8 protein-coding genes and 2 pseudogenes are annotated in these 14,207 nt (G+C 40.8%); 4 read left to right on the top strand and 6 right to left on the bottom strand.

Annotated features, from left to right (window positions below):
* Positions 1-297 precede the first annotated feature (297 nt).
* Positions 298-453 (bottom strand): hypothetical protein, encoded by a 156-nt coding sequence (locus GJB62_RS36745; protein WP_167755997.1) that lies wholly within the window; start codon positions 451-453, stop codon positions 298-300.
* 111 nt (positions 454-564) lie between these two features.
* Between GJB62_RS36745 and GJB62_RS23150 the strand changes: the two genes are divergently transcribed.
* On the top strand, positions 565-1,389 hold the full coding sequence (locus tag GJB62_RS23150; protein ID WP_114082271.1) for an SAM-dependent chlorinase/fluorinase: 825 nt from the start codon (positions 565-567) through the stop codon (positions 1,387-1,389).
* Between the two features lie 366 nt (positions 1,390-1,755).
* On the opposite strand, the gene GJB62_RS23145 is transcribed toward GJB62_RS23150, so the two are convergent.
* Positions 1,756-3,744, bottom strand: coding sequence for an ATP-binding protein (locus GJB62_RS23145; protein ID WP_114082272.1), 1,989 nt, complete (start codon positions 3,742-3,744; stop codon positions 1,756-1,758).
* Entirely contained in the window at positions 3,741-5,015 is a 1,275-nt protein-coding gene (locus tag GJB62_RS23140) for a DUF4255 domain-containing protein (RefSeq protein WP_114082273.1), read from the bottom strand. Before GJB62_RS23140 ends, GJB62_RS23145 begins: the two co-directional genes overlap by 4 nt.
* A 396-nt stretch (positions 5,016-5,411) precedes the next feature.
* Between GJB62_RS23140 and GJB62_RS23135 the strand changes: the two genes are divergently transcribed.
* Entirely contained in the window at positions 5,412-7,442 is a 2,031-nt protein-coding gene (locus GJB62_RS23135) for a protein kinase (protein ID WP_114082274.1), read from the top strand.
* Positions 7,443-7,454: 12 nt separating this feature from the next.
* On the opposite strand, the gene GJB62_RS23130 is transcribed toward GJB62_RS23135, so the two are convergent.
* Positions 7,455-9,056 (bottom strand): peptide ligase PGM1-related protein, encoded by a 1,602-nt coding sequence (locus GJB62_RS23130; RefSeq protein ID WP_114082275.1) that lies wholly within the window; start codon positions 9,054-9,056, stop codon positions 7,455-7,457.
* A 553-nt stretch (positions 9,057-9,609) separates the two neighbouring features.
* A pseudogene (locus GJB62_RS23125) lies at positions 9,610-10,831 on the bottom strand (ISL3 family transposase).
* A 595-nt stretch (positions 10,832-11,426) separates the two neighbouring features.
* Between GJB62_RS23125 and GJB62_RS23120 the strand changes: the two are divergent.
* Together GJB62_RS23120 and GJB62_RS23115 are read left to right on the top strand one after the other, a co-directional pair.
* Positions 11,427-12,299 (top strand): SDR family oxidoreductase, encoded by an 873-nt coding sequence (locus GJB62_RS23120; RefSeq protein WP_114081700.1) that lies wholly within the window; start codon positions 11,427-11,429, stop codon positions 12,297-12,299.
* Between the two features lie 384 nt (positions 12,300-12,683).
* Positions 12,684-12,941, top strand: a complete 258-nt coding sequence (locus tag GJB62_RS23115) for a hypothetical protein (RefSeq protein ID WP_012409850.1) — start codon at positions 12,684-12,686, stop codon at positions 12,939-12,941.
* A gap of 28 nt (positions 12,942-12,969) precedes the next feature.
* On the opposite strand, the pseudogene GJB62_RS37580 reads toward GJB62_RS23115, so the two are convergent.
* A pseudogene (locus GJB62_RS37580) lies at positions 12,970-13,559 on the bottom strand (magnesium transporter); the annotation flags it as partial.
* Positions 13,560-14,207 lie beyond the last annotated feature (648 nt).

The following is a 14,207-nucleotide window of genomic DNA, read 5'->3' as shown; positions in this document are numbered from 1 at the left end:
GAACTAAATAATTGTCTAATTAAGGTGGGCAATGCCCACTAGCCTTTTCAAGGTGGGTAAAATTTTCGGACAATAATTCCTCTTCTCTCTGTGTTCTCTGCGCCTCTGTGGTTCAATAAATCACTTTTAAACCGCAGAGCCACAGAGAGCGCAGAGAGGAAACCAGAGATTTTAGGAGTGAATTTGCAAGGCGTATTGCTTTAAGAGCGCAATTACCATAGAAAGCAAACCCTCTAAAAACAAAAAAAACCCGCTACAGCGGGTTACACAACAAACTAAGAACAATGAAAACTTGATTTAGCTGGAATATCTCATTTCAGCTTCAAGTTGACGAATCAGTTGTTCGTCGCCCTTTGCTCTGGCTACTTGCAAGCGATGCTCTAGGCTTTTTTGAATATTCTCTCTGTGAGCTTCTTGTGCTTTCCTGCCACTTTGTAGTCTATTTTGATTCATAGTGATTACCTTCTTTAATTTTTCACTTTATGTCTTCTATTCATAACATAGCACATATTTTGTAGCTGTTGCTACAGAATTTTATAACTTAATGTAGATTTTAACAAAAATATGTCTGAAAAGCAGATAGATCAACAACGACTCATGACTTTTCTAAGCGATTTTGGCGATCGCGATATTTATGTAGGCGTAATGAAGGGAGTCATAGCCCAAGCCAATCCCAGGCTGAGGGTGATAGACTTAACGCACCAAATTCCACCGCAAGACATCGCCGCAGCTAGATTTTGCCTGATGAATGCTTATCCCTATTTTCCCGTTGGGACAGTGCATCTGGCAGTAGTAGATCCGGGTGTGGGAAGCAAGCGACGAGCGATCGCAGTAGAATTTGCTCAAGGGTTTCTAGTCGGCCCAGATAATGGTATCTTTAGCGGCGTACTTAGTCAAATTCTGGCGATGTCTACGACGGGCTACGCCTACGCAGCCGTCGAACTTACAAATCTTAACTATTGGCGAACTCCTCAACCAAGCAACACTTTTCACGGTAGAGATATTTTTGCACCAGTAGCAGCTAGTCTTGCTAGTGGTGTTTCCCTCAAACAGCTAGGACAAGAAATTGATCCAGCAAGTTTAGTCAAACTAGATATAGCCGAGTGCAAGCAGATAAGCAATGGTGTAGTGGGTTGCATTCAATATATTGATCACTTTGGCAACCTAGTGAGCAATATTCCAGCGAGTTACGTACAAGGCAAAACTTGGTATGTGCAAGCTGCTGGGCTGAATATACCAAGTTGTAAAGCTTACAGTGATGTCAACGTGGGAGAGATACTAGCTTTAGTTGGCAGTCACGGCTGGGTAGAAATTGCCATTAATAGCGGTAATGCTCACTCCCAGTTGCATTTAGATTGGCAAGCACCCCTTCAAGTTGTTCTAACGTGAACCAATCACGCTGGCTAAAACTCTTCACTTAGGTGAGTTACAAAACCCACGAATCAGGGATCATATCAAATATGGCGTTGCATATTTGCAAAATGATTTGGCAACTTCTAAAATTAACTCCTGCCCCCTGCCCCCTGCAGGGCTGTTTCATTCGATCTCTTAGAGATTTTGTCAAGAGTAGGAGTCAGAAATTTGCTTGATTTGCTAATCGAAAAGCTACCACCTCAACGACTAAATTTCAGTGTGATCGCGATTTTCTTGCCCAATCAGATTTTTTAGTCACCTGACTTTTTTTCCTGAAACGCTTGTAAATCAGAGCCTTTTAGGGAATGAAACGGCCCTGCCTGCCCCCTGCCTCCTGCCCCTTCACATCCACCCCCCAACTTCCGCATCAGTTAAAGGTTTCTCTAACTTGCTATATTCCGTCTGAGCAGCCCGTAATACGTGTTTCATCTGCACTGCTTCCCCGGCATCGGCGGCGAGGAAAGCTGCATTTAAGGCTATGTTACGGATATTACCCCCAGCGACATTTAGCCGTGCTAGTTGCAGAGCATCTAAGTCTGCGGTTGGGGTGTCGGCGGGAAAGACGCGCCGCCAAATCTCGGCTCGTTGTGTTGTATCGGGGAAGGGGAATTGCACCACGAAGCGAATCCGGCGCAAAAAGGCTGTATCAATTGCACTTTTCAGGTTTGTTGTTAAGACTGCTAAACCTGGGTAGCTTTCCATCCGTTGCAACAGATAGCTAACTTCAATATTGGCATAGCGATCGCGGGCATCTTTAACTTCACTACGTTTGCCAAATAAAGCATCAGCTTCATCAAATAACAAAATCACCCCGCCTTGTTCAGCAGCATCAAATACCCGGCGCAAATTCTTTTCTGTTTCGCCAATATATTTGCTAACTACCGATGATAGATCAATCCGATAAAGGTCGAGGCGCAATTTCTGGGCGAGTACTTCTGCCCCCAAGGTTTTACCAGTGCCGCTAGCACCTGCGAATAAAGCACTAATTCCCAATCCTCTAGCACTCTTGCCACCAAAACCCCAATTGTTATATACAGTACTGCGTTGACGCACATGAGCCGCAATTTCTCGGAGAACTTGTTTCTGTGCCTCTGGCAATACCAAATCTTCCCAATCACCAGATGGCTCAATCCGTTGGGCGAGTTCATCCAAACGCGGACGTGCTTGCACACGGCAGGCATCCCATAAAATGCTCGTGATATCGTTGTCTGGTTTTTGTGCTAACTGTCCTGCGGCTTCTGCACAAGCAGCCCGGATGGTTGCGGCACTTAGGTTAAACTGATCCACTAGGGTTTTAACTTGCCCGTTCATTTGTGATGCCATTGAACCTAGGGCATCTTGCCAAACTGTACCTTGTTCTTTGCTAGTTGGTTGATGTACGTCAAAATTAACTACCAGGCGTTGTCCTAGTCCAATCCGTTCTCGACTCGTAACTATTAAAAAGCCCTTGGTGCGTTCGATGAAACGAGCGATCGCATTCAGCCGCGCCATATCATTATTATCTAGTTCGTTGCAGTCTATGAGTAACGCACACTTACTTAAAATCGTCTCACGAGTCCATAGGCGGATGAGATTATCTAACTCACTAGGTACTAAGGGAATCAGTTGTGCAGGCATTACCCACAAACTTAAACCCTGGAGTTGACAAATGGCCGCGGCAATGGCGCGTTTGCTAGTTGTTTCGCTACTACATAGCTGCACGATTGGTAAGCTATTAATTTTGTCAGCTTGCGACCAAACTGCTGCAACTCGCTCTGCTAAATCTTGGTGCGAGGGGACTAGATCGCTAACCTCTGGTAATGGTTCAATGATGCCAGCTAATCGTTCGTCAAGATATTGAATGCCCGTGAGATAATGTAAAATTCGTTCGTCAATTCTGACGGGACTGAGAGTCAAGGCATGACCATCACCAATTTGAATTAACCGCCAATGACGTAAGGGAGCATTTGGAGCGATCGCATCCCAGTGGACGTTAGGTAAAGCGGACAAACCTAAACTTAAAGTTGGGTAAGCTCGTTGTAAATCTCCGTGTGTTATGGCACACAATTTAGCAAAATCTCCATTCAACTCCATACCTGCACACAACAACAACAAATCACGTTCAAAGGATGAGAGGCTAAATATTTTGCATACTCTCTCCAATGCCGATGGCGCAGGCATTGCAGCCGCCGCTTCCTGTAAAGCTTGCTGTAAATTCTCTTGATTTTTCTCTACAGATTCATTTTGCTCTTTTGCTGTGTGATTTTCTAAAATCCCACGCACTACGGCAAGGGCTGCTGATAGATAGCGGTAGTTTGCCTCATCCCAATTGTGATTTGTTGTAGCATTCATAAGATTGTCACCTGTGGCGAATCATAAGCTCCAGACTGATTCTTCTTGTGCAGTGGACTTTCTGCCCCATCTACTTGCACCCGAACAATATAAGTCCCTGGTTTTACATTTTTGACAGGAATAGTAATTGCATCGGTGTCTTCAGTGCGTGGTGCAACCAAGAAAGAGTAAGCTACCGGACTATTAACTGATACTTCATTGAGTAGCAAAACTACTCGCTGTGCCTTACCAACTTTGGGCTGGAATTTAACGGTAATTTCTGCTGTGCGTAAATTTTCACCGCTATTTTCCACTTGAGCGACAAATGCCGTAATTGTTGGATGGATGACAAAAGCTGCAACGTTTGATTCAAATAGATAATCTGTTTGTCCTGCATTGCCCATTGTTAGATGTACAACTTGGATAGTCTGCACACTTGCGTATAAATCTGATGGGATTAACAGGCTAATTTGTGTTTCTTTAACATCATGAGGTACTAATAAAGTCTCCCGATGACTCAAACGGATTCGGGTAATCTCACCGCGTAAACGTTTACCACGAATTACTAATGTTGTGCCCGTAACAATCGTTTGCTCCGTCTTTGCCGAAGCCATAACTTGCTCTATAGTCGGTTGAGACAAGGGCATTATGTAGACTTCAGAATTTTCAGGTTTGCTACTCTCAATCAATACCATTGATGCCAGATAGGTAGCTGAAGGTCGATAGTGTGTTTGTAACGCAGACCATAATTTAGAAGTTTCTTCCATGTTAAAAAACTCTGGAGTCAGTTTAATCTGACCAATTTGTTCAGCTAAATCAGGTACAGATACACTTGCTACAGCTTGCGAAAAAGCGCTTGAGGTATTGGTTGTAGAGGCATTTATCAGAGTATTCTCAATAATATCCGATGTGATGGCTGGTGTTTTGTGTAATAAATGCATTGCATAGCCCAATAAAAGCTCCGCCTGAAAATCCTTAGCTCCATACGCTGTTAGTAAGTAATGGAGATCAAGAGCTAGTGGCGGGCTTTGAGAGGATGTGTTTCCATTTATACGTGAATGCCTGCTGCGAAATTCCTGAGATACCCAATCGACATTGCGGTTCTGTGTTACTTGATAAAGAAACAGGTTGATTTGAGCCCGCTCGTCAGCTTCAACTGAAATTCGATCGGGCGGTAGGGCAGTTACAATCACATCACCAACACTCGCAGCGATCGGATCGCTGACTAAGCCATTTTCCAGCAAGACTTTTAGTACTGCTGTCACGGCGGCTATAGAGAGTACATTACTCATCCTCGTTCCTCATGGCAATAGCACATCTTAATCATGTACGCCAGAGTACATTGACAGAATATATTTTGCAAAACTTTAAATATTCTGTAACAGAGACTATCCGCATGGCATACGAAGTATCAGCACTAATGAAGCTAAAGACCTCGTATAATTCGCGTCAACTTCACATTAGAAACCAATTTAAAGTACCCTAGGGCTTAATTTTAAACATTTTATCAAATTGCTAATATTATTTTAAGTTAGTAATATGTTAAGCTGAGTATAATCAGATAAACGCTAAGTAATATATATTACTAATATTCATCTAAGTTACCAAGTAAGCAAAATATTTGTAATACTAGTAGTATATCTGAGCTAAAGTCAAAACCTTAAAGTTACTAGAATGGGTTCCCCCAGATGAAATCCCCACCTCCTTCAAATTCTTGGATTGGTCGCTTGGTAGGTGATAACGAGCGATATCGTTTAGACAAACGGTTAGGCGGGGGTGGCATGGGAGATGTCTTCCTGGCAACGGACACCCGTGTGGGTCAACAGGTAGCATTGAAGTTGCTCAAAGATACGCTGGTGGCATCACAAGAAATGAGAAAGCGTTTTGAGCGTGAGGTAGCAGTTTGTGCTGCTTTGCAAAGTGACCACATAGTTAAAATTAGTGATTGTGGATTCACCCCAGAAGGCTTTCCATTTTACGTAATGGAATATTTACGCGGGCAAACGCTCAGACAATTACTGCTGCGCGAGAAGCGGCTATCTGTTGAGCGGGCGGTAAAAATTATGGCGCAAGTTTGCAAAGGTTTACAGCTTGCCCATCAAGGGGTTACTCTCCAACGGGAAGGCGGAAAAAGTACTGAACATATTCAGGTAATTCATCGTGACCTGAAACCAGATAATATATTTTTAGTACCTACAGATTTGGGTGAGTGGGTGAAGGTTTTGGATTTTGGTGTTGCCAAAATTCGGAGTGAATCTTCAGAAAATCACAATATTACAAATATTACCAGTACTTTTATTGGGACATTTCGTTATGCGCCTCCTGAGCAAATCCAAAGCGATAAAAACCTGGATGCAAGGGGTGATATTTACAGTTTAGGAATTATCCTTTATGAAATGCTGAGTGCTGCCGATCCTTTTGGAATCAGCATTAAGGGTAGTCATGTCAGCGAGGCTTCTTGGGTATTAGCTCATGCCTATGAACCACCAAAGCCACTGCGATCGCAGCCAGGTTGTGAGCATTATTCCACAGAATTGGAAGCGGTGGTGATGAAATGCCTCCACAAGAACCCAGCTAACCGATTTGCAACAGTAGAAGAACTCAATCTTGCTTTGCAAGCTGCTGCCAAATCCGTCACAAACACTATTAATTTACCCAAAAAAGCTACCGGGCAATCACAACCCTCCTATAATCAGGGTTCAAACAACGAAACTGTTCCCAGACAATCAAACGACGACACCGTTTACCGTCCCCCATCTGCATATAATCAGGGTTCAAATCACGAAACTGTTCCCAGACAATCGAACGACGACACCGTTCTCCGCCCTCCATCTGCATATAATCAGGGTTCAAATCACGAAACTGTTCCCAGACAATCAAACGACGACACCGTTCTCCGCCCTCCATCTGCATATAATCAGGGTTCGAATCACGAAACTATTCCCAGACAATTTAACCCGATTGAGCAAAACCAATCTGAGGAAACAGTTCCTCCCCTTCAGCCTGGATACAACCAAGGTTCAAATCACGAAACAGTTCCGAGGCAGTTTAACCCAGTTGAGCAAAGTCCACAGAGTCCTGTGAATAATCCCAACCCCAGAAAACCGGACGTGACCTTGTATCAACCAAGACCTGGAGCTAATCAAGGTGGACAACAAGTGCCACCAGATAAAACATTGTTTCAACCGCGACCTGGGGCTAATCAAGGTAGACAACAGGTACCACCAGATAAGACATTATTTCAACCGCGACCTGGGGCTAATCAAGGCGGACAACAGGTACCGCCAGATAAGACATTATTTCAACCGCGACCTGGGGCTAATCAAGGCGGACAACAAGTGCCACCAGATAAGACATTATTTCAACCGCGACCTGGGGCTAATCAAGGCGGACAACAAGTGCCACCAGATAAGACATTGTTTCAACCGCGACCTGGAGCGAATCAAGATAGACCACAAGTACCGCCAGATGTGACATTGTATCAACCACGGTCTGCATCCAGTCAAGGCAGACGACAAGTACCACTAGATGACACTATTTACCAACCAAAGCTAAGTGAGCAGCTAGCTACGAAAATTACTCCCAATTTTTTGCGAATCTTGGGAGTAGTGTTGGCCATTGGGCTGACTTTAGCCTTGGTGGCCTATATTTATACTCAATCTCGTAAAGAACCTAGCAACCAGGAAAGTTTACCTAATAGCGATCGCATTCAGAACTAATTAGCTAATAGCTTACCTATGTTCATCCCAAGCTACAGGAAAAGAATAATCTGAAAACGCCGAGAAATCATGATTTTCACTGCGGGTTTCTTCATCCAAAAACTTGACAACTTTGTTATAAATATCTTGTGCTTGTTGCGGAGAATCACCGATGCTGGTTAATCCTAACTTGCCAAACTGCGAAAGACAACCCATGAGATGAAACACTGTGCCAGTCTCTGTACCAGTGTCAAAGTGTAGTCTATGTTCAGCGATGATATCCATCAAATCATTAGGTAACAATCCCTGATAGCGCTCTTTTTGCAAATTATCAGTAGCAATGTAGTATTTTGGACGACCTTGCTGACTATAAAATAAGCCTGTGGAAAGGTCATAGCGACCGTTTGTTAATAATTTCAGGGTCATGAATGGATGAGTTGTGCCACCTTTACGCAGATTAATTTCGATCGCTTGAATATCCCACTCACCATTACCCTTGTCAACGGTGATAAAATCTACGCCAAATCGCTCTAAAGTACCTTTCTCTGCTAGCTTTCTACCAACTTGTAGTCCTAATTGTTGTAATTGCAATCGATAGCTTTCATCAGCCGGGAAGCTACAACCAAGATAAATCTGACCGTCTGGGCCTCCGAGAATTTGGTCGTGAGTTGAAAGGATTTCCACTTTACCAGTGGGTGTGATCCGTCCTTGGACACTGGGCGATCGCTTTATTTCCCCTTCTACAAATGCTTCGGCAATTGCCCCTAATTCCGGGATTCTTCCCGAAAAATTATCCCAAGTCTCAAGTTTTGCTTGAAAACGCATTGTTGAGAAGCGATCGCTAATTGCTGCTACCCTTTGAGCATGAGTACCAATACCTGGTGCTAAATTCTCAATTGGCCTCAGATCGAGCAAGGCATTTCCCTCTCCCGAAATGCCTTCGTTGAGTTTTACCACTACCCGTTTTAATGTTGGTTGTCTTTCCCACAAATCACTGGTAGCTTCTGCTAAATCTGTGTGGTTCCAAATTTTTTCGCTACCATCTGGATGCGGAACTCCGCTTTCAGCGAAGATTTGCCGACTGCCACTTTTTGTCCCCCAAATCTGTAAATCTGGTGCAGCAGCATACAGTGGTACACCCAATTTTAAAGACAATTCGCCTTCCCAGTGCGAAGAGTTGTAGCAGATCATAAATGATTTATCTAGCCTCAAAGATTGATGAATCCGCTCTAGTAGACGGGGGCGTTCTAAAATCTTTTGACTAAGAGGTTTAAGGGAAGAATCGTAAGTAGAAAGTAGCAGCAAGCGATTGCGAGCATGAGAAAAGGGAATTCCTGGCAAAAGTTGCAGATAATAATCAATGATACTAGGATGCAGTGGTACTGATGTTACATAAACCAGTCGAGTCCGGGGATTCTGCAACCGAATTAAAGAAAATAGTAATCTTTCTTCATAATGTTCGCACCCTTCAATCTTTTGGAGTTCGCGCTGGTCAAGACTCAGGGAGGGAATAATTAAAATATCCGCTTCACTATTGTCAAATGACTCGATCGTTTTCCAGCGATCGCGCAGGGTTAATTGTAATTGGCGAAACTTTTCAGCCTGCTCTAACTCGGAAATATTTAGTATTGCCATAACCCCTGCCCTCTAATAATCCCAATGTAGCGCACCACGCAGGCTTTTGGCCTATTAGTTTGGTAACTAGTAAGCAAGTACTTTATCCTGCAAAAATGTGGCTATGCAGATATCAGCTTAAATTAATACTAATGAAGCTCGAACGCATAATAATACTATTATGTCAAGCTACTTTGAAAGGTTTTTAGTAATGAGTTTATTACTTAGAAAATAAGGACTAAACTCATTAATCTAAAATTGTCCCTAGGATTCATATTTTATTACGTGAAAAAACTCCGTACAATTTAGAAAGTCTTCTTTCCTATTGCTTCTTGCCTGCATACGCAAGTAACTATGGCTACGCCACGCTACGCGAAAAAATCAAAGTGGATTCCTATATCTATAAATTTAAACTTGACAAACTGGTAGGTAGTTGTGCATCTACAAAGTGAAAAAGTATAAATCTATATTTTCATTTATTGAAAATGGCACGGTTATTGAGTGAGCTAGAAGAATCATGATTAACTAATTGAATAATTTTTATTATTTAACTTATTTGGTTCATCCGTTACTTTTATGGAGAATTAATAGAAAAGTGCCAGTTTAATAAACTGCGTAATCGAAAATTGCTAAAATTCCGAAAGCCATACCCAAGTCTTTTAATTAACTTGAGTTTATTATTAATTCCTTCTACAGTACCACTGGTAGTTCTGCCATCAAAATAACCGACTATTTCCCCAAACCATCTCACCATTGTCCCTAGACTTTTCGGAAAGTATGAACGTGCATCATACATCCAATCTAATAATTGTGTTATGCTATCTCCCCAAGATTTAGTGGTTTCAAATATCTGGCGGAATTGTTCTTTAAGTGCGTGCATTTTAGCCAGAGTCGGCGACACCTATAACACGGAGTTTAATTTTGATTTTTGCTTTTCGTTTAAAGAATCTTCATTTTTAATTAAACTATATTTGCTTTTAGTTAATGCCTCTAGTTGGCGAGATTTTTCGGATTTATCTTCTAACGACATTGCTGCTTTCTTCTCAGTTTTACGCATCCGATCTAATTCATCATTTACTTGTTTCATCACATGAAACCTGTCAGCAGTTATGTTAGCATTTGGCATTAAATCTTCTACTAAGCTTTTATAAGGCGACCAGAGATCAATACTCACTTCAACAAGCATGATTAAGTACTTCAAATCCCCAGCCAGCAATTACTTCACGGATATCTTCTATTCGTCGTGATTGCACTATTTCAATTGGCTTATGAGTATCTAAATCCACTAATACTGCTAAGTAGTTTCCTTGACCTTTAACTAAAGCTATTTCATCTATACCTAACTTTTTTACCTGGCTTAGATTAATATTTAATATTTGTGAAGCTTGCTTTTTTAACATTGATTCTACTTCTTCATCACTCAATCCATTCCTTTCGGCAACACTATGAATATTACTATTTAATACTTGTTGTACTATGTCTGTTGCTAATCTTTTTGTATATCCTTTACTTTTATCTACAAAATCCAATTTCTCACTAAAGACTTTTTTACATTTATGACATTTGAACTGGCGACGATTTATTTTTAAGAGTACTGGCTTTTTACTCCAAGATAAATCATGAATCATCCGCCAATGATTTTGATGTATACTCTGAGTATTTTGCCCACAAGATGGGCAAGTCGAATAGTTAACGCTTTTTTCTATCGTTATAATTATTTCTTCCCCTTCAATTTCTTGAAAATCTAATACTTTCATATCGGGCAGATTCAGGATTTGCTCTACAGTAAATTTCATAGCGATACCTACGGCACACTGCGTGAAAGCCTTAATTTTTACTGTGTTATAGTATAAATCATGCTATTTGGATTATTTCAGTATACGTGAAACTGCTACAATGCTTACACAGTCTATGTTTTAAGGATAAATATCATTAAAATGTAGTTAATAAAATTTACTACAATTTAGTAACCACCATAAAAGCACCGGAAGAACCACTTATTTTCCGTCTTAAGATTGAGCAAATTTTAGCTTAGTTTACCTCTATGGAGCGATAAATTACAGCAACTTAATAGTTAACTTAATAGCAGATGAAAGAGATAACTATTTCATCGAATCATAGTTTTTATACTTGTTTTTGCCGTCAGGTGAATAGTGTCAGTTATGTTTGAGTATAAATAACGTCATCTGCCTACAATTGCTAGAAACAAATGCCTTGGTTACAAATTCGGGATATGTATACCCGAAAAATTGTAAATAGCAAGTAGGAGCCAAAACAGAAAATAGACCTTGGGTTAAATTTTTGATCCAGGGTTTGCTTTTGAAAATGGCTAATGAGAAAGGTGGGGGTAATACATGCCCAATTCAATATTCAATTACCAATAAAAAACCTATGCCTAAATCAAAAGACAAAAAAGAGAAAACATTGCAGCCGCCACAGCAGCAAGAAGTACCAGGTGTTGAATCAGAAATGACACCAAAACCGAAAGCAGATGATGCCCAGTATCGAGGTAGTGGCAAATTACAAGATAAAGTAGCATTGATTACGGGTGCAGACAGTGGTATTGGTCGTGCTGTAGCGATCGCATTTGCTAAAGAAGGTGCAGATGTGGCTATCCTTTATCTGAATGAACACGATGATGCCAAAGAAACAAAACATTTGGTAGAAAAACAAGGTCGTCGGGCAGTAACTATCGCAGGCGATATTGGCGATGAAACTTTTTGTCAGCAAGCTATCCAACAAACAGTTGGTGAGTTTGGCAAACTCGATATTCTCATCAACAACGCCGCCGAACAACATCCTAAAGAAAGTATTGAAGAAATCACTAAAGAACAATTAGAGCGAACTTTCCGCACTAATATTTTCTCAATGTTTTTTATGACTAAAGCTGCACTCAAGCATTTGCAAACAGGCAGTGCTATCATCAATACCACATCGGTAACAGCTTATAAAGGTAGCCCACAACTGCTAGATTATTCTTCTACAAAAGGTGCGATCGTTGCTTTTACCCGCTCCTTATCACAAAATTTGGTGTCAAAAGGAATTCGCGTTAATGCTGTCGCGCCAGGGCCAATTTGGACACCTTTAATTCCCTCAACTTTCCCAGAAGAGAAAGTTGAGAATTTTGGGAAACAAGTACCAATGCAACGAGCCGGACAACCAGAAGAAGTTGCCCCCAGCTATGTATATCTAGCATCTGATGATGCTTCTTATGTCTCTGGACAAGTTCTGCACGTAAATGGTGGCGAAGTTGTCAATGGGTAATTGAAGAAGAATTCAGAAGTCAGAATCAAGACGCTCGTTCCTCTCTACGAGACGCTGCGCGAACGCTGCGCGAACGCTACCGCTACGCTATCCGCTTTTTCGTACAGAATTAATTCTGTTAGCGGATAGTTAAGGTTTAGCCCATTCTGACTCCTGAATTATGTTCAAGAAAAAAGTTAGGAGTTAGAAGTCATAGAATTTGGAATTTTATATTTTTTGTTTAATTCCAAATTCAAAAACTAAAGTTATCAGAGTTCAAAATTATAACTTATTAACTTCTAACTACTAACTCTACCCTCATTGTCTTCCATTAGAGGGATGAGTAAAAATTGAAATATTGATAGTCTATTCAGCAGCATACATTTAGAGATAACAACTACGTCTATGGCATCTCCTACACCACTATATGGCACAGAACTAGTAGATTGTGCTAGAGCAAATGCCAAGCAAGGAATTGAAACTGCTGCTTATCAATGTGGCTATGGTCAAGACCTCAACAAATTTGCCCGAGAACTCAGACAAGCTTGTGAAGAAATGAATTTACAAGTAAAAGAACTCAGTGGATTAATTACTGAACAAGACATGATACTGCAATTGGGTACTGGCGAAATTGTTGCTCCAGTGACGGAATCAGAATTGTAAAAAATAGTCATTTGCCGTTTGTAATTTGTTATTGATTAATGACCAATGACTCCTTTCGTAACTTTAAAGTTAACTGCGCCAAATTGAAATAAATCAAAATGCCTACGACATCAACTTCTGTAGTAAGAAATGGTGCTGACATCAATGCCGGATCTCAACGGAGGTAGTAAAATAGAAACGGCAGTGCTGAACCGGACATAGAAGTTAAAACAAAAATTGCTACCAGGCACATGCCGCGATCGCTACTTCTAATCGCTTTTGCAGAAAGTAAGCCTAGATAGTAGCGATCGTTTCGTGGCCAACTATCTGCAATCTGCCAAGCGATCGCATTTCATCTGTGTTCATCCCTCAAATCACCACTGTAAGAAGACTGGGCACGCACATTACCACTAGCACCAGTCAACAAAGAGACAAACGCCCTCAGTCTTACCACTTTTGTTAAGATTTTCTCTTGTGACTTAATAATTGTTCCTGTAATGGTGTATTGGTTATAAGTAAAACCAACAACCCATACAACCCGCTTCTGAGAAATTTCTAATAAATTCATCTGAAAATAGTTGTCGGCCCCGACTGCAAACTACCACCCAAGGTCTAGATATCTTCGGTGGTTTGTTGTTGTCCTCAAATCAGCTTGAACATTCCCACTTACACCCTAGTTTAAGAGCAATACAATTCAGATAAGGCCAAAACACTTGTAGAGACGGCGATTGATCGCGCATCTCAAAAACCCAAAATTTTTGCCAGTAGCCCTTAACTTAACTTTATTGAGTTTAAGAGGATGTTTGGAAAGTCGTTAAGTATAGTATAAACCCCGCTTCCATTCCTCTTTGCAAAAGATCGAGAGGCTTTGAATTCCCCCTTACCGCGTCGAGAAGGCTGGTGGTTTCATACAAGTTGAGAAAACAACAACTGGGTTGCAAAGCCTCTCTCCTTTTTCTTATCACAAAGATATGAATTAATAGTCAAGATGAAGCATAAATAAATATTACTTTTTTAAATCTTTAAATATTAAAAATTTTCTTTATATAATTTTCATTTCATTAAGAAATATGAGGCTAGAAAACATGACATAATTCCTTATATTGGCAATTTTTATTTAAAAATCATTAAAACTTTTATATTCCTTTAAAAAGGTATATAGCAATATGAATATTTAAATAAAGTTCTATAAAAAAGATAGACATAACACCCTCATATAGTGTCAAATGTGTAGTTGATCAATCTAATGACAGTACTTAAGCATACTCATGTAAAATATAATCTTCG

The organism is Nostoc sp. ATCC 53789 (assembly GCF_009873495.1).
In the GTDB taxonomy this organism is placed as follows: Bacteria; Cyanobacteriota; Cyanobacteriia; order Cyanobacteriales; family Nostocaceae; genus Nostoc; species Nostoc muscorum_A.
The sequence above is the reverse complement of the archived record's forward strand: the minus strand, read 5'-3'. Positions and strand labels throughout refer to the sequence as shown.

What these genes read in the sequence shown, in the direction of transcription:
- GJB62_RS36745 (WP_167755997.1), bottom strand. Translation starts at nt 453, where the DNA reads ATGAATCAAAATAGACTACAAAGTGGCAGGAAAGCACAAGAAGCTCAC.
- GJB62_RS23150 (WP_114082271.1), top strand. Translation starts at nt 565, where the DNA reads ATGTCTGAAAAGCAGATAGATCAACAACGACTCATGACTTTTCTAAGC.
- GJB62_RS23145 (WP_114082272.1), bottom strand. Translation starts at nt 3,744, where the DNA reads ATGAATGCTACAACAAATCACAATTGGGATGAGGCAAACTACCGCTAT.
- GJB62_RS23140 (WP_114082273.1), bottom strand. Translation starts at nt 5,015, where the DNA reads ATGAGTAATGTACTCTCTATAGCCGCCGTGACAGCAGTACTAAAAGTC.
- GJB62_RS23135 (WP_114082274.1), top strand. Translation starts at nt 5,412, where the DNA reads ATGAAATCCCCACCTCCTTCAAATTCTTGGATTGGTCGCTTGGTAGGT.
- GJB62_RS23130 (WP_114082275.1), bottom strand. Translation starts at nt 9,056, where the DNA reads ATGGCAATACTAAATATTTCCGAGTTAGAGCAGGCTGAAAAGTTTCGC.
- GJB62_RS23120 (WP_114081700.1), top strand. Translation starts at nt 11,427, where the DNA reads ATGCCTAAATCAAAAGACAAAAAAGAGAAAACATTGCAGCCGCCACAG.
- GJB62_RS23115 (WP_012409850.1), top strand. Translation starts at nt 12,684, where the DNA reads ATGGCATCTCCTACACCACTATATGGCACAGAACTAGTAGATTGTGCT.